General features: G+C 60.7%; 15 protein-coding genes. 12 read left to right on the forward strand and 3 right to left on the reverse strand.

Annotated elements, in window-relative coordinates; translation table 11 throughout:
- The 5 genes from GNZ13_RS02900 to GNZ13_RS02920 form a co-directional block, all read left to right on the forward strand.
- Positions 1-1335 (forward strand): urocanate hydratase (locus GNZ13_RS02900; protein ID WP_172160332.1); only part of this gene is annotated, 1335 nt, incomplete at its 5' end.
- Positions 1336-1339: 4 nt separating this feature from the next.
- On the forward strand, positions 1340-2668 hold the full coding sequence (locus tag GNZ13_RS02905) for an MFS transporter (protein WP_172160334.1): 1329 nt from the start codon (positions 1340-1342) through the stop codon (positions 2666-2668).
- A 26-nt stretch (positions 2669-2694) separates the two neighbouring features.
- On the forward strand, positions 2695-4338 hold the full coding sequence (locus GNZ13_RS02910; protein WP_172160336.1) for an HAL/PAL/TAL family ammonia-lyase: 1644 nt from the start codon (positions 2695-2697) through the stop codon (positions 4336-4338).
- 40 nt (positions 4339-4378) lie between these two features.
- On the forward strand, positions 4379-4603 hold the full coding sequence (locus GNZ13_RS02915) for an MBL fold metallo-hydrolase (protein ID WP_172160338.1): 225 nt from the start codon (positions 4379-4381) through the stop codon (positions 4601-4603).
- 216 nt (positions 4604-4819) lie between these two features.
- On the forward strand, positions 4820-5923 hold the full coding sequence (locus GNZ13_RS02920) for a porin (RefSeq protein WP_172160550.1): 1104 nt from the start codon (positions 4820-4822) through the stop codon (positions 5921-5923).
- Positions 5924-5973: 50 nt separating this feature from the next.
- Here GNZ13_RS02920 and GNZ13_RS02925 read toward each other — a convergent pair whose 3' ends face one another.
- From GNZ13_RS02925 to rpiB, 3 genes are all read right to left on the reverse strand, one after another.
- Complete coding sequence (locus GNZ13_RS02925) at positions 5974-6336, reverse strand: LysR substrate-binding domain-containing protein (protein ID WP_216674691.1); 363 nt, start codon at positions 6334-6336, stop codon at positions 5974-5976.
- A 197-nt stretch (positions 6337-6533) separates the two neighbouring features.
- Complete coding sequence (locus GNZ13_RS02930) at positions 6534-7520, reverse strand: sugar-binding transcriptional regulator (protein ID WP_172160340.1); 987 nt, start codon at positions 7518-7520, stop codon at positions 6534-6536.
- 87 nt (positions 7521-7607) lie between these two features.
- The gene (rpiB, locus tag GNZ13_RS02935; protein ID WP_054042378.1) at positions 7608-8078 is read right to left on the reverse strand and encodes a ribose 5-phosphate isomerase B; all 471 of its coding nucleotides are present in this window, start codon (positions 8076-8078) and stop codon (positions 7608-7610) included.
- Between the two features lie 298 nt (positions 8079-8376).
- On the opposite strand from rpiB, the gene GNZ13_RS02940 reads away from it, so the two are divergent.
- The 7 genes from GNZ13_RS02940 (at position 8377) to tkt (ending at position 16509) form a co-directional block, all read left to right on the forward strand.
- Positions 8377-9855, forward strand: coding sequence for a sugar ABC transporter ATP-binding protein (locus GNZ13_RS02940; RefSeq protein ID WP_328807164.1), 1479 nt, complete (start codon positions 8377-8379; stop codon positions 9853-9855).
- Entirely contained in the window at positions 9852-10838 is a 987-nt protein-coding gene (locus GNZ13_RS02945; RefSeq protein WP_172160344.1) for an ABC transporter permease, read from the forward strand. Before GNZ13_RS02940 ends, GNZ13_RS02945 begins: the two co-directional genes overlap by 4 nt.
- 45 nt (positions 10839-10883) lie before the next feature.
- Positions 10884-11885, forward strand: coding sequence for a substrate-binding domain-containing protein (locus GNZ13_RS02950; protein ID WP_172160346.1), 1002 nt, complete (start codon positions 10884-10886; stop codon positions 11883-11885).
- 15 nt (positions 11886-11900) lie between these two features.
- On the forward strand, positions 11901-12671 hold the full coding sequence (locus GNZ13_RS02955) for a GolD/DthD family dehydrogenase (protein ID WP_172160348.1): 771 nt from the start codon (positions 11901-11903) through the stop codon (positions 12669-12671).
- Between the two features lie 26 nt (positions 12672-12697).
- Positions 12698-13705, forward strand: coding sequence for a dihydroxyacetone kinase subunit DhaK (locus GNZ13_RS02960; protein WP_172160350.1), 1008 nt, complete (start codon positions 12698-12700; stop codon positions 13703-13705).
- The gene (gene dhaL, locus GNZ13_RS02965) at positions 13702-14373 is read left to right on the forward strand and encodes a dihydroxyacetone kinase subunit DhaL (RefSeq protein ID WP_172160352.1); all 672 of its coding nucleotides are present in this window, start codon (positions 13702-13704) and stop codon (positions 14371-14373) included. The genes GNZ13_RS02960 and dhaL overlap by 4 nt, the downstream gene beginning before the upstream one ends.
- A gap of 99 nt (positions 14374-14472) precedes the next feature.
- Entirely contained in the window at positions 14473-16509 is a 2037-nt protein-coding gene (tkt, locus tag GNZ13_RS02970; RefSeq protein ID WP_172160354.1) for a transketolase, read from the forward strand.
- Positions 16510-16611 lie beyond the last annotated feature (102 nt).

Raw genomic sequence — 16611 nt, forward strand, 5'->3', positions numbered from 1 at the left:
TGGGCAAAGGCCGAGAACTTCTACGATCTCGAACAGAAGAACCTGATCTGTTGGGGCGGTCTCACGGCGGGCGACTGGCAATACATCGGCTCGCAGGGCGTGATTCAGGGCACGTATGAAATCTTCTCGCGGATTGCCGAGCGGCACTTCGACAACGATCTGCGCGGGCGTTTCATCCTGACCGCAGGCATGGGCGGCATGGGCGGCGCGCAGCCGCTCGCGGGCCGCATGGCGGGCGCGGCGATCCTGACGGTCGAGGTCGATCAGGAGCGTATCGACAAGCGGATGAAGATCGGCTTTCTGGAGAGGCAGGCGCGCGATATCGACGAAGCGCTCGCGATGATCCGCGACGCGCAAGCGAAGCGCGAGCCGTTGTCGGTCGGCTTGCTCGGCAATGCGGCCGAGATCTATCCCGAGATCCTCGCGCGAGGCGTGATACCGGACATCGTGACCGACCAGACCGCCGCGCACGACCTCGTCTACGGTTATGTGCCGGTCGGGCATACGCTCGAACAGGTCCGCTCGCTGCGTGCCACCGACATCCCCGCGCTGATGAACGCGAGCCGTGCGTCGATCGTGCGTCACGTGAGCGCGATGCTCGGTTTCAAGGACCGCGGCGCGATTGTTTTCGACAACGGCAACCTGATTCGCACGCATGCGAAGGAAGGCGGCGTCGAGCGCGCGTTCGAGATTCCGATCTTCACCGAAGCGTTTCTGCGCCCGTTGTTCTGCCGCGCGATCGGGCCGTTCCGCTGGATCGCGTTGTCGAACGACGCCGACGATATCCGCAAGATCGACGACTACCTGCTCGAGCATTTCGCGGACAACGCGATCGTCGTCAACTGGATCAGGCTCGCGCGCCAATACGTACCATTCGAAGGTTTGCCGGCGCGCATCGCATGGCTCGGTCATGGCGAACGAACGGAGCTGGCGCTCGCGGTCAACCGCATGGTGCGCGACGGTGTGCTCAGCGGACCGGTGGCCTTCACACGCGACCACTTGGACGCCGGTGCGATGGCGCATCCGAACATCATGACGGAGAACCTGCGCGACGGGTCCGACGCGATCGCCGACTGGCCGCTGCTCAACGCCATGGTCAACTGCTCGTCGATGGCGGATCTCGTCGCGATCCATTCCGGCGGCGGCGGCTACAGCGGCTACATGACGAGCGCGGGCGTGACCGTCGTCGCGGACGGCACCGCGCAAGCCGACGAACGCCTGCAACTGTCGATGACCAACGATACGTCGATGGGCGTCATGCGTTACGCCGATGCGGGCTACCCCGAAGCGCTCGACGAAGCCGAACGCAAGTCCTTGCCCTACATCCGGATCTGATCCCATGTCCAATACGAGCCACGTCGCGGCAACGAACGCCGCCGCCGAGGTGCCGCCCACGCCCAGCACGCTGAAGACGGGGCGCCGCGCGGTGCTGGCCGCCTCCATCGGCAATGCGCTGGAGTGGTACGACTTTTCGGTCTACGCGTTCTTCGCGGTGTATATCGCGCAGAACTTCTTTAGCCATAGCGATGCCGGCGCCGAACTGTTGGAGGCGTTTCTGGCTTTCGGCCTTGGCTTCGTGGTGCGTCCGCTGGGCGCGCTCGTGCTGGGCGTCTATGGCGACCGTGCAGGCCGCAAAGCCGCGCTGACCGTCACCATTCTGGTCATGGCGCTGGGCACCGCGATCATCGCGTTCGCCCCGCCCTACACGGCGATAGGTTTCGGCGCGCCGCTGCTGATCGTCTGCGGACGCATGTTGCAAGGGTTCTCCGCCGGCGGCGAAGTGGGCGGTGCCGCGGCGTTCCTGATTGAACACGCGCCGCCGAACAAGAAGGGCAAGTACGCTTCGTGGCTGCAAGCGAGCATGGCGATCTCGAACATTCTCGGGGCGTTGGTTGCGACGGCGGTCACGCTGCTGTTGACTCGCGAGCAGGTTGGCGAATGGGGTTGGCGCCTGCCGTTTATCCTCGGGCTCGCGATTGCACCAGTCGGTTTGTGGCTGCGCAAAACACTTCACGAAACGCCGCAGTTCGAGGCAGAAATGGATCGTCAGCATCGTGCGCATCAGGCGGCTAAAACGCCGCTGCTGCAAGTCGTTCGCGACTATCCGAAAGCGCTGGCGACCGGCTTTGGTTTCTCGGTGTTATGGGCGGTGTGCGTATATGTGCTCATCATTTTCATGCCGATCTACGTGCAGCGAACCCTGCATTTCCCGGGGCAGCAAGCGTTCCTCGCGGCACTGATCGGCAACTGTTTCATGGCGGTCGCGTGCGTCTATGCCGGCGCGCTGTCCGACCGTTTCGGCCGGCGCGCGGTGCTGACATGGGGCGCCACGCTGATGCTGGTCGGCGTTTATCCGCTGCTTGCGTGGCTGCAGGCCGCGCATACGTTGAGCGCGCTGATCGTGGTTCAAGTGGTGTTCTGCGTGATGGTCGCGTTGTTCACTGGTGTCGCGCCGTCAGCACTTTCTGAGTTGTTTCCCACCCGCGTGCGTTCCACCGGCATGTCGCTTTCGTATAACGCGGCGGTCACGATTTTCGGCGGCTTCGCTCCCGCCATCCTGACGTGGTTGACCGAGAGCACGGGCAATGCGTTTGCGCCCGCCTGGTACGTCATGGGCGCAAGCGTCGTCGCGTTGATTTCCATTGTCTGCCTGCCCCGTCAAGCCTAACTTTAAATAAACAAGGATATCGAATCATGTTGCGACCCATCCGCTGCGCGATTATCGCGGCCACCCTGGTTCACGCGCCGTTCTCATTCGCCGATGTCGTGCTCGACGGCCATTCCGCCACGCCGGAAATCATCGCCAGTATTGCCGATGGCGAAGCTATCAGTATCGCGCCGGTTGCGATGAAGCGCGTTGAAGCCGCGCACACCGTGCTGCTCGAATCCGCGCAGGCCGGCCAGCAGATCTATGGGTTGACCACCGGCGTCGGGGAGAACAAGGACCGTTCGATGGTCGACGCGAAGGGCAAGCTGACGCAGGAGATCATCGACGCGTCGGGGCGCTTCAACGTCGGCCTGATTCACGCGCATTCGGGCAGCGTCGGTCCCGACATGGACGTACGCACCGCACGCGCGGCGATGGCCGCCCGCCTGAACGCAATGCTTAACGGTGGCGCCGGAGTGCAGGCCAGTATTGTGGATACGTATGTGCAGTTCCTGAATCGCGGCGTGACGCCGGCCATGCCGTCGGGTGGCTCGTTGGGCGAAGCCGATATCACCATCCTCAGCCACGTCGGCCTGGCGATGCTCGGTGAAGGCGATGTGTACTATCAGGGCCGCAAGATCCCCGCGGCTGAGGCGCTCGATGCCGCCGGTATCAAGCCGATCAAGCCCTACGGCAAGGACGCCCTCGCCATTCTGAGCTCGAACGCGTATTCCGCTGGCATGGCCGCGCTGGCGCTCGACGACATGGGCCATCTGCTCAAGGTATCGAAGCTGGTCTACGCACTGAGTTTGCAAGCGTTCAACGGCAATGTATCGCCGTTCCTGCAGGACACACTCGCGCTGCGCCCGTTCGCTTATACCGTGCGTGCCGGCGAAGAACTGCGCACGCTGCTGGCCGGCAGCAGCATCTGGAATCGTGACGACAAGCGTGCGCTGCAGGATCCGTTGAGTTACCGGGACGGCGTGTATCTGCTGGGTGAAGAAGAGCGCGCTTACGCCGGGGCGCAGGCGTTGCTGAACGTCCAGCTCAACTCGTCCGACGACAACCCCGGTGTCGCCGTGGGCGTCAAGGCACACTCCGCACGCTGGCAGGACCGCCGCGGCTATGTGGATGCGAACGGTGTGACCGGCGCCGTGCTGCCGAGCGCCAACTTCGAGCCTCTGCCGTGGGTGCTGTCGTTCGAAGAGCTTGGGCTTGTGCTCGGACATAACTCGTTGGCGTCGGCTCAGCGCATCATGAAGCTGAACGATCCGCAACGCAGTGGCCTGTCGCGCTTCCTCGGCACGGAGCAGACCGTGCATGCGTTCGGCGCGATGGAAAAGCCGCCGGTGGCGCTGGCCGAGGCGAACAAGGAACTCGCGATGCCCGTTTCGATGGACTACCTGCCTGTCGCCGGCGACATCGAGGACATCGCAACCAATGCGCCGCGAGTGGTCGAGCGCGTGCAACAACAGATCGACAACAGCTTCACGCTGCTGGGTATCGAGTTGATCCATGCCGGCCAGGCCGTCGATCTGCGCAAGCAACAGCAGCCGGACTTCACGCTCTCGCCGGCTACCGCGGGGCTGTACACCGCGCTGCGTGGCAAGGTCGCGTTCCTCGATCGCGACCGGCCGCTCACGCCGGATTTCCGCGCAGCTGCCGCGTTGCTGCATGCTTATCCCGGCTGACGTGCGGACAGACGATCGATCGCCCATTTCGGAGCCGACCATGAAGCCATTCGTTGAAGCGTTCCATGATCTGCAGACGTCGACCGTGACCTACGTGGTGTACGAAGCCGTGGGTTCCCCCTGCGCGATCATCGACGCGGTGCTCGACTATGAACCGCAGTCCGGCCGCATCTCGACCCGGTCCGCGGATCGCATCATCCGCTTCGTGGCCGAGCAGAACTTGCCGGGTTTATCGCGTTCGGACTGGTGGCCAGAGTGGTGCTGAACCACGCCTGATCGCTCGAAGCGTAAATAAGAAGCTATCTGAATTCTGTAAATATAGTTATCCGAAATAAAAATAAGAGAACACGACAGGCCACGCTTAAAGTATCGAGCGGACGAAATTATGCGACCAGAGCGTCGGCTTGTTGACCATTGCCGTATCCAGTGAATTTTCTAAAAACCGATCCATCCTCAACCTTCTAAACCGGGCGTTTATATGATGGAAAAACTTGCAGCGATTATCCCGATCATGGTCGCCGCGTTGCCAGCGCATGCGCAGAGTTCGGTCGCGTTATATGGGATCGTGGAAGACGGCGTCGATGTGGTCAGCAACGTACAAGGCAGTCATCTGGTCCAGCTTGCTTCGGGCGTGACGGCGGGCAGCCGCTGGGGCGTGCGTGGCACTGAAGATCTGGGCGGGGGGCTTTCGACTATTTTCCGGCTCGAGAGCGGCTTTGATCTGAACTCGGGACGCCTTGGCAGCGGGCTCGCGTTTTCGCGTAATGCCTATGTGGGGCTGCAAAGCCAGCAGCTAGGTACGGTAACGTTCGGACGCCAGTGGGATTCGATCGTGGATTTCGTCGAGCCTTATACGCTGAACGGCAACATCGGCGGTTATTACTTCGCGCATCCGAACGATATGGATAACACCGATAATGGTTTCCCCATCTCGAACGCGATCAAGTATCGCAGCCCGACCATCGGCGGGCTCACCTTCGGTGGACTCTATGCGCCAGGCGGTATTGCCGGGAAGTTTTCCGACAACGCGACGTACAGCGCCGGGGCGACCTATGCGATGGGGCCGGTCAGCGCGGGCGTCGGTTATTTGCGCATCAACGATCCGGGTGTGTCGACGCAGGGTTATCAGAATTATCCGGGTTTCACGAATGCGGTTTATGGTGACTTCCTGGCTGCCGCGAGAGCGCAGAAGGTGTTCGGCGTGGGGGTGGCCAATCAGGTGTTGGACTCCCTGCGTGTGCTCGCGGATTTTACGAACACGAATTTCCAGCAGGGTAGTTCGGGACATGACGCGACGTTCCAGAATTATGAGGTGTCGGGGCTGTTTAATCCGACGCCAGCTGTGACGATCGGTGCGGGTTATACGTACACCACCGGTCGGGATCATGCGACGGGTGCGCAGCCCAAATACAACCAGTTCAATTTGACCGCTGAATATGCGCTTTCAAAGCGGACTTCTGTGTATGTGTTGGGGGTGTTTCAGAAAGCGGAGGGCGATGCGCAGGTCGCTCAGATTGCCGGGTTTAATCCGTCTGGGAATCAGAAGCAGGCGGTTGGGCGGGTGGGGATTCGTAGCGTGTTTTGAGCTGGAAATCTGGGCTGCACGTGCAGTCGTTCTGCGAGATTGCCGATGCCTCATTGAATGGCCCACGGTGGACGCGGATTGAATGCAGCGAGAAGGAAATCAGTCATGACCCGCACCTTCGCCGGGGGAGCCCGATCCGGCGCGCGAACCAGATGTATGCCGCCGAGGTCCGCGGTGCGGACTTCGAGCGTAATCTGCTCCAGTGCGCCTTGCCGGATCGCATCGGCAACGATGAACTCGGGCTCGTAAAGAACGCCGAGACCGGCAACGGCCGCTGCGATGAGTGCATCGCCGTTATTGGCTCGCATGGTTCCCTTGACGGCCACGCGCTTGTCCCCGTCCTTGCCGAACCGCCATTCGTCGCGCGAACTCGGACGATCCTGTTGCGATACAGCAGGCGCTGCGATCGACACAGATGCCGTCTATGCTTGGCGGCACCTTTGCGATGGATGAGCACAATCATTCCCACGTCGTGATGCAGATCGTCGGAGTACGGGGTGGCAACGTCGCGGTTCTCGAGCGGGTCGGGAAGTAGGCCGTCTGGACCGTGTGCAGACGCCGCTCAAGTTTGCACGCCACGCGCATGCGTACTATGCAGACGGCCCGCCTTTTACCGGGTCGCCATCTCCGACTGTTGTGGAGAAAGCTGGTTGCGAGTGGCGTCTTCCAGGCTGACAATCGATTGAGCAATGGCTTCCGTCGTTGCGAGCGTGGTGATTGCCCCTGCGCGCAACGCGCCCAGGACGGCGGTTGTCTTGGTATTTTCGCTGGCGACCGCAATAACGTTTGGAATGCGTTTCAGGTCATCCATGCTAAGACCAATGACCCGGTCGCGAACGGGAGTGACAACGGGACGGCCGGCAATATCGATGAAGTGGTAGCCCATCAAATCTCCAACTGCCCCGCACTTGCGGAGTTCGGCGATCTCGTCTGGCGAGAACCAGCCGTTGCGAACCATGATGCTGTCTTCATTGATGTCGCCGACCCCAATCAGCGCGATGTGTGCTCTACGTGCCTTGTCAAGCGTGGGTTTGACCGCATCGTTGTGAAGCAGACCCTCGCGGACGGCAGGGTCGCCCACCAGGGCCGGCGCGTAAAGCGTTTCGCTGCCACCCCCGAAGCGGGCGGCAAGCCGGCGGCTGATGTGGTCCGCATTCATGACCTCGCCGCCCCGGTAGAACCCGCCGATGGCACAGACGAAGGTCGGAGAACGCTGCGTCGACGAGATCGCATGCTCCGAGATCGCGTTGATATTGCGGCCGATACCCACGGCAACGATCATGTCATTGGTGAGAATGCGATCCAGATGGCTGGCGACGAGGCCGGCGAGCAGTTCGCGCTGCTTGTCCTGGTCCTTGTGATTGACGGACACGATTGCCTTTTCGATCCCGAACCGATCGATCAGCTCGCGTTCAAGGTCCCGCGTATCACGTGGATGGTGCCTTACGCGAATTTCAACGATGCCTTCTTCCTGCGCACGCTTCAGAAGACGGCCTATCTTGGCTCGGGAAAGCGAAAACTGCTTTGACAGATCTTCCTGCGTGAGTCCGTCGACGTAGTAAAGCGTTGCCAGACGAGTCAGTTCGTCGGTGGTCATATGATTTGTCTCTTTCCCATTCGGCTGGATATAACGTGGCCTGCCGCGGAGCCGGTGGGCAATCGACTGATGACCGGGGCAGCCAGTTCATGCAGGCTTGTTGTTGCGGGGTAACTGGTGGTCATCTTCGTATTCCTTGATGCGGTTCACCTTCGGGACGGAGCGTCCGCCGTCGAAGCTCGCACCAAGCCATGTGTCAACAATCGCTTTCGCGAGTTCGGGGCCGACCACGCGAGCGCCAATTGTAATGATTTGCGCGTCGTTGCTCTTGCTCGCCCGCTCCGCCGAGTAGGTGTCGTGACATTGCGCAGCGCGAATGCCATGCACCTTGTTGGCGGCGATCGCCATGCCGATGCCAGTCCCGCACAGCAGCACGGCACGATCAAACTCGCCTTGCGCGACCTTCTCGGCCACTGCGAACGCGATGTTCGGGTAGTGGACAGGTTCCGCCTCGTATGTTCCGAAGTCGGTGACGTCCAGTCCCTTGCCAGTCAAATGTTGCTTGATCAGTTCCTTCAGGTCAAATGCGGCTTCATCGCATCCGATTGCCAGCTTCATATTTAGCTCCAGTTATCTGGGATTGCTCAATGTACGAGTGATCAAATGTCCATCGTTGATCAAATTCTCATTCGTACGCGCATGAAAGTCAAGGCCGCAAGTATGAGTTTTTTATGCTGGCTTGTGCCGGTAAGTCCTTGTGCAATTGACTTTCGCTGCCGAATTGCAGTCGATCGGCCAGTGAGGTGGCGTTAGGGGTAAACCACATGGTTCCGGTAATTGACAGGTGAGGGACGCGAATCTACGATGTGATCCAGATGCTCAAATGTTCAACGACGAGCAAATGTTAGGAGACAAAGTGGACGACCTTCTTGTGGATGCCAGCGGTGTACAAAAGGCATTCAATGGTGTCAGGGCGCTAGAGGACGGCCGGTTGAAGCTGCGGCGCGGAAGTGTCCATGCGCTATGCGGCGGGAACGGTGCCGGAAAATCGACCTTCCTTGGCATCGTCATGGGTATCACCCAGCGCGATGCCGGAGAAATCCTGTTTAAGGGACAAAGCGTCAATTTTCAGACGCCGGCCGAAGCACTCGACAATCGCATCGCGATCATTACGCAGGAGCTTTCGCCGATTCCCGGCATGACCGTTGCCGAGAACCTGTATCTCGGCCGCGAACCCCGCACGGCCGGTGTGCTGGTCAGATTTGGGGCGCTCGCGAGACAGGCGCAGGAACTCCTGGACCGGCTTGCTTTCCCGGTCGATGCGCGCGCACGCATGTCATCACTGAGTCTCGCGCAGATCCAGTTGGTCGAGATCGCCAAGGCATTCAGCCGCGACTGCGACGTGATGATCATGGACGAGCCGACTTCAGCGATCGGCGAGCGCGAAACCGAAGTGCTGTTCAACGCGATCCGTAACCTGACCGCGCAGGGGACCGGAATCATCTACGTCAGCCACCGGCTCTCGGAAATATTCCAGATCGCGGACGACTACACGGTCTTTCGCGACGGACGGTATGTCGACAGTGGACGTATCGCCGACATCGACCGCTCCTATCTGGTGAGCACGATCGTCGGCCGCAAGCTGCATTCCGCCGAGAAGGTTCGCAGGGCCGTGGGCGCGCCCGTACTGGAGTCGACAGGTCTTTCCCGGGAGTCGGAATTCAACGATATCTCGCTCACTGTTCACCAGGGAGAAATCCTTGGCATCTATGGGCTCATGGGCGCGGGCCGCAGTGAATACCTCAACTGCATGTATGGGCTGACCCGTCCCGATAGCGGTCAAGTCAGGCTCAAGGGCCGCGCATTGCCGGTTGGCCGCCCCGCCAAGGCCATCCAGGCCGGCCTGTCGCTTGTGACGGAGGACCGCAAGGAGACGGGGCTCGTACTGTCGGCGTCCGTGCGCGACAACATCTCGTTTTCCGCCTACAACCGCCTGTCGCGCCTGTCGTTGATCAACCGCCGAAAGGTGAAGGCCCTTGTCGATACGATGGTCGATCGCATGCGGATCAAGACAAGTTCGGTGTCGCTTCCAGTCTCGTCGATGAGCGGGGGGAACCAGCAGAAGGTGGTACTCGCGCGTTGTCTTTCAACCGAGCCCACGTGCCTGCTGTGCGACGAACCGACTCGGGGTATCGATGAGGGTGCCAAGCGCGACGTCTACAAGCTGCTCGACGACTTCGTATCGAAAGGGGGCGCCGCCATGGTGGTGTCTTCCGAGGCACAGGAAATTCTGGATGTCAGCGACCGCATCGCCATTTTCAAGTCGGGGCAGTTGGTCACCGTGATCGACGGCCATACCACCACTCAGGAAGATCTTCTGCACCTCGCATCATGAATACTCATACCACTTCCCTGAAAGTCCCGGCGAGTCGAAGCCGTTCCGCACATATGCGCGACATTTACCGGCGCTACGGCATCGTCGCCGTGCTCATCGTCCTGTGCATCGCGTTGTCTTTTGCAAATCAGTACTTTCTGACGCTTGGCAACATCGCGGACATCCTGCGACAAACTTCGATCAACGGCATTCTGGCTGTCGGGATGACTTATGTCGTGCTCACGGCGGGCATCGACCTGTCGGTCGGCTCCACGCTCGCTCTCGCCGGCATCATCAGCGCCAGTCTCGTGACCGGTCCGCATCCGCACAGCGCGGCATTTGGACTGGCAGCAGGGCTTGCCGTAGGCGCTGCCGTGGGTGCGATCAACGGTTTGCTCGTTGCCCGGCTCTCCATTCCTCCTTTTGTTGCGACGCTCGGCATGCTGAGCGCGGCGCGGGGGCTGACCTATATCTACAACGATGGCATGCCGGTAACCGATCTGCCGGACGGATACCTGACCATCGGCACGGGCGCGATTGCCGGGATACCGGTGCCGATCATCGTTTTCGCTCTCGTCGTTGTGCTGTTCTGGTTTGTCCTGCGCTATACGACCTACGGCCGCTACGTTTATGCCGTGGGCGGCAACGCAAAGAGCGCTAAAACAAGCGGTATCTCGACAGGGAAGATCCTCTTTTCCGTCTACGTGATCGGCGGACTGCTGGCCGGTCTTGCCGGGATTATCCTCGCCGCGCGCACGACATCGGCTTTGCCGCAGGCCGGCATGTCCTATGAACTCGATGCTATTGCGGCCGTGGTGATCGGCGGCACAAGTCTTTCGGGCGGCACGGGTTCGCTCGGAGGGACGGTCGTCGGCGCGCTGCTGATCGGCGTCATCAATAACGGACTGAATCTGCTGGGCGTGTCGTCGTATTACCAGCAAGTTGTAAAGGGCGTCATTATCGTCGGCGCCGTCCTGCTCGATGCTTCGCGCAAGAAGCAATAACGTCAACCTCAAAAGAAACAATCCGGAAAAATTTAGGAGACTTCGATGATTTCGTGGAAAAAAACTTTGCTGGCCTGCGCAGTGATGGGCCTCACCTGCACGGTCGCGCAGGCTAAACCCATCCGTATTGGCGCGGCGGTGTATGGTCTCAAGGGCGAGTTCATGCAGATGTGGACCAACGCGCTTAAGGCACAGCCCGCAGTCAAGGACGGCACGGTGCAGCTCACAGTATTCGACGGTAACTATGACGCGCTCACCCAGAGCAACCAGTTCGACACGATGATCACGCAGAAATACGACGCGATCATTTTCGTGCCGATCGACAAGGCGGCGGGCGCGGCCGCCGTGGCGAAAGCCGCCGCGGCGCACATTCCGGTCATTGGATCGAATACCCTGGTGTCCGGCGACAAGCTCACGTCCTATGTTGGTAGCAACGACGTGGTCGCGGGACAAATGGAAGCGGAGGCGATCGTCAAGGCAATCGGCGGCAAGGGCAATGTGGTGATCCTCGAGGGTCCGATCGGCCAGTCGGCGCAGATCGATCGTTCGAAAGGCATCCAGGACGTGCTGTCGAAGACGCCGGCCGTCAAGGTTCTCGAGCACAAGACGGCGAACTGGTCGCGTGCCGAATCGCTGGCGCTGGTCGAGAACTGGCTGACCGCACATCCGGGGCAGATCAGCGGCATCATTGCGGAGAACGATGACATGGCGCTTGGTGCAATCCAGGCTCTGAAATCGAAGGGCATCGATCCGAAGAAGGTTCCGGTTGCCGGCATTGACGGAATCGTCGACGGTATCGCGGCAGTCAAGCGCGGCGAAATGACAACCTTCTTCCAGGACTCGCAGGCGCAGGCGCAGGGCGCACTGGACGTCGCGCTGCGTACGGTCGTCGGTTCGTCTTACAAGCCGCGCTCGGACGTCTGGGCGGGATACGGTGCGAAGATGCCTTGGGACGACGGTACTGCGAAGTCCTACGCGGTGCCTTGGACGCAGGTCACGCCGGTCAATGCCCAGGAGATTCTCAACAAGATTCCCAAGAGTAATTAATCAAGGAGTGGAGCGATGTCGGTCAATTCAACGACCCCTTTTGATATCACGGACCGCGTCGCGGTCGTGACCGGTGCGGCAAGCGGTATCGGGTTTGCCGTTGCCGAATGCCTTGCTGCCGCGGGTGCGCGCGTCGCGCTGCTCGATATCAACCCGGCCGTCGAGGCCGTGGCCCGGACGCTTCCTGGCGGCCTCGAGCGGCACGTGGGTATCGCAGCGGATATCACCACAGCTGGGATATCGGATGCCCTGGTGCGGCGCGTGACCGAAACGTTAGGTCCCGTCGACATCCTGGTCAACAATGCCGGCGTCGCTCTGCTCGAGAACGCGGAAGCACTGTCCGAGGAAGCCTGGGACCGGACGATGACGATCAATCTCAAGGCCCCGTTCCTCCTTGCGCAGGCCGTCGGCAAGCAGATGCTGAACCGCGGTGGTGGCGGCCGGATAGTGAATCTGGCTTCTCAGGCGAGTGTCGTCGCACTGGAGCGTCATGTGGCGTACTGCGCGAGTAAGGCGGCAATCGTCGGCATGACAAAGGTACTCGCGCTCGAATGGGCAAAGCACGGTATTACGGTCAACGCCGTTTCACCCACGGTCGTGGATACCGAACTGGGCAGGAAAGCTTGGGCGGGCGCGGTGGGCGAAGCGATGAAGGCTAAAATTCCCGCAGGGCGATTCGCACGTCCCGACGAAATCGCCACGTTGATTCTGTATCTGGTCAGCGACGCGGCTGCCATGGTCAACGGCGAGAATATCGTGATTGATGGCGGCTACACCGCCCAGTAACAATACTCAAGATGTAAAGGAACGGTATGAATCGCGTCATTAACAATCCTGATCTCGTTGTCGAGGACATGCTCCGCGGCATCCTCGCGGCACACCCGGAGTTGCACGCCGCACCGGAGAATCCTCGCGTTGTATCGCATGCACATGCTCGCCAGAAGGATCGTGTGGGTATTGTGACCGGAGGGGGATCAGGGCACGAACCAGCTTTCATCGGCTATGTCGGGCGCAATCTCGTCGACGCCGTGGCCATCGGCGAAATCTTCTCGTCGCCGACTGCCAAATCATTCTTCGAGGCCTTCAAGGCGGCCGATAGCGGCGCAGGCGTAGCGTGCCTTTACGGCAATTACGCTGGCGACAATATGAACGTGAAGATGGCAATCAAGCTGGCCGAGCGTGAAGGCATTCGCGTGCGCACAGTCGTCGCAAACGACGATGCCGCATCGGCGCCGAAAGACGAGATCGAAAAGCGGCGCGGCGTTGCCGGTGAAATCGTGATGTGGAAGGTGGGAGGTGCGCGGGCCGCACAGGGCGCCACGCTCGATGAAGTGATCGCCAGTGCGCGCAAAGCGGTGGACTCGACGCGCTCGATCGGCGTCGGCCTGTCCGCCTGTACGATCCCCGCGGTTGGCAAGGCCAACTTCGTCATCAAGGACGGCGAAATGGAGGTCGGCATCGGCCATCATGGCGAGCCCGGCATCCTGGTCCAGCCCACCGTTCCCGCGAGAGACATGGCGAGGCTGATGCTCGACAGGCTGTTGCCGGATTTACCTTTTGCCAGAGGCGACAAGGTGTCGGTGCTGCTGTCCGGTCTCGGCGCGACGCCGGTGATGGAGCAATACATCCTGTATGGCGAGGTTGCCGAGTATCTGCGTGAAGCAGGAATCGATATCCAGTTCTCGTTCGTCGGCAATCTTTTTACGTCCCTGGAAATGATGGGGGTCACGCTGACGTTGACGAAACTCGACGACGAACTGAGCGCGTGCCTCGCGCATCCATGTCAAAGCATCGGACTCAATGTGGGAGACGCACGATGACTGAAACCGTTAAATTGGCCGACGCCGGCGGAGTCGTCGTCGATCTGGTTCGCACCATCAATGCGAATCGCCAGTATCTGAGCGAAGTCGACGGCGCGATTGGCGACGGCGATCATGGCATCAACATGAGCAAGGGCTTCACCCAATGCGGGGAGCATCTTGCGGCACGCGGAGCGTTACCGTCGCTCCCAGTGGCATTGGGCGATCTGTCCTCGGCACTCATGGAAGGGATCGGGGGTTCAATGGGGCCGCTCTACGGAACTTTCTTTCTCAGTATGAGCGACACGTTCGCGGACCACGCCGAACTCGACAAATCCCTTTTCTATCAGGCGCTCGTTGCCGGTATCGATTCTGTACAGGAGATCGGTGATGCGAAGGTCGGCGACAAGACGCTGATCGACACACTTGTTCCCGCGCGGATGGCGTATGGGGCAGCGTTGGAAGAGGGCAAGAGCTTCCGGGAGTGTATCGATGCGATGGTGGTTGCCGCGGAAGCCGGGATGAATTCGACTCGAGACCTGCGCGCCCGTATCGGACGGGCAGCCCGGTTAGGCGACCGTTCGATTGGCGTCCTGGACGCCGGTGCATGTTCCTGCTTCCTGATCCTGCGCAGCATGGGCGAATCGATCACGCATCTGCTGGATAGTACGGCGGTGCCCGCCGCCTGAGGCCGTAACAGTACCCGAAGACTGGATGCCGGAGCCTCGTCGAGAAAAACGTGCGAGGCTCTAATATATTAATTTAGGTATACGAAATAGTGGTGAATCATGGATCATGCTAATCCGACCCGGACAGAACTGGCCAATGCAGTGCGGTTTCTGGCTATCGACGCCGTCCAGGCCGCGAATTCTGGACATCCCGGCATGCCGATGGGGATGGCTGATATCGCCGAAGTACTGTGGCGCAAGTACCTGAAGCATGATCCGGCAGTTCCGGATTGGGTCAACCGGGATCGCTTTGTGCTGTCGAACGGTCACGGTTCGATGCTGCTCTATGCCGTGCTGCATCTGAGCGGCTACGGTCTGTCGATAGACGATCTGAAGGGATTCCGGAAGTGGCAGTCGGTTACGCCCGGGCACCCGGAACGCGGTCTGACGCCTGGGGTCGAGACGACTACCGGCCCGTTAGGGCAGGGTCTCGCCAATGCCGTCGGCATGGCGCTGGCTGAACGGTTGTTGGCCGCAGAATTCAACGAACCGGGATGCGATATCGTCGATCACCACACGTATGTGTTTGTCGGTGACGGCTGCCTCATGGAGGGCGTCTCGCATGAAGCCTGCTCGCTCGCCGGCACATGGCATCTCGGCAAACTGATCGCGTTTTATGACGACAACGGCATTTCGATCGATGGCCATGTCGAGGGCTGGTTCACCGACCAGACTCCGATGCGCTTCCGTGCGTATGGCTGGCATGTCGTCGAGGGAGTCGACGGACATGATCCTCTGTCGATCGAGCGCGCGATCGAGGCAGGGCGAGCGGAACGTGACCGGCCGACGTTGATCTGCTGCAAGACGGTGATCGGACATGGCTCACCCAATCGGGCCGGCACCCACGACGTGCACGGCGCTCCGCTTGGCGCCGCTGAAATAGCGGCCACGCGAGACCATCTTGGCTGGAATCACGCGCCGTTTGTTATTCCCGAGCCGATTCGCAGCGCATGGGATGCGCGAGCAGCGGGCCGTGAGCGCAACATGGCATGGCGCACGCTGTTCGAAGCCTATTGTACTCACTTTCCGGAAAAGGCCGACTACTTCGAATCCCGCATGCACGGCAGTCGCCGCGAGCGATCCGCCGACGTGATCGAAAGCCTGCTGGAGGGCCGTGACTGGTTCGAGCAGAAGATGGCGACCCGCAAGGCGTCGCAGAAGTGCCTTGATCTGCTGGTTGGGCGATTGCCTGAGCTTCTGGGTGGCTCGGCAGATCTGGCGCCGTCGAATCTCACCATGGTGCCGGCTTCGCGTGCGCTCATACCCAGCAGCGCGAACGGGCCTGGAAACTATATCCACTACGGCGTTCGCGAGTTCGGCATGACAGCGATCATGAATGGCGTTGCGCTCCATGGTGGTTTCCTTCCGTATGGCGGGACCTTCCTGGTGTTTTCCGACTACGCGAAGAATGCGCTTCGCATGGCGGCGCTCATGCACCTGCAATGTATCTACGTCTTCACCCACGATTCGATTGGTCTCGGCGAGGACGGGCCGACCCATCAGCCGGTCGAGCACGCGGCAATGCTGCGTCAGATTCCGGGGATGAGCGTATGGCGTCCGGCGGACGCGGTCGAAACGGCATTTGCGTGGGCGGCAGCATTGGAAACAACTGACGCGCCGACTGCGCTACTCCTCTCGCGCCAGAATCTGCCGCCACTTCCTCGTACCGCGCAGACGAAGGCACAAATCAGGCAAGGCGGTTACGTGCTCTCGGAGGCCGTAGGCGGAACACCAGACATCATTCTGATTGCGACGGGTTCCGAAGTGGAACTCGCGCTCAAGGCGCAGTCTGCGCTCGCCGATCAAGGCATCGCCGCAAGGGTCGTGTCGATGCCATCGACCACGACCTTCGACAGCCAGCCGCTTGCGTACCAGCTTTCCGTTTTGCCGCCAAAGATCCGGCGCGTGGCAATTGAAGCGGCCGCTGGCGATTTCTGGCGGAAGTATGTCGGCTTGAGCGGCGCCGTGATCGGGCTATCGCACTTTGGCGAGTCGGCGCCAGCCGAGACGTTGTACGAAGAGTTCGGCATCACGGTGGACGCGATCGTGGACGCGGTGAGCCGCACGCTCGAAGTGGAACAAGGGGTGGTTGACTAGTTGCGTTGCCGCGTCGTGCCCGAAAGTGCCAGAACGGCCGACGCCAGCGCGATGTCGTGACCATTCTCGATATCAATTTAACGACGCTCGCCGCACGGCGAC

It is taken from the genome of Paraburkholderia elongata (assembly GCF_013177735.1).
GTDB classification, from domain to species: Bacteria; Pseudomonadota; Gammaproteobacteria; order Burkholderiales; family Burkholderiaceae; genus Paraburkholderia; species Paraburkholderia elongata.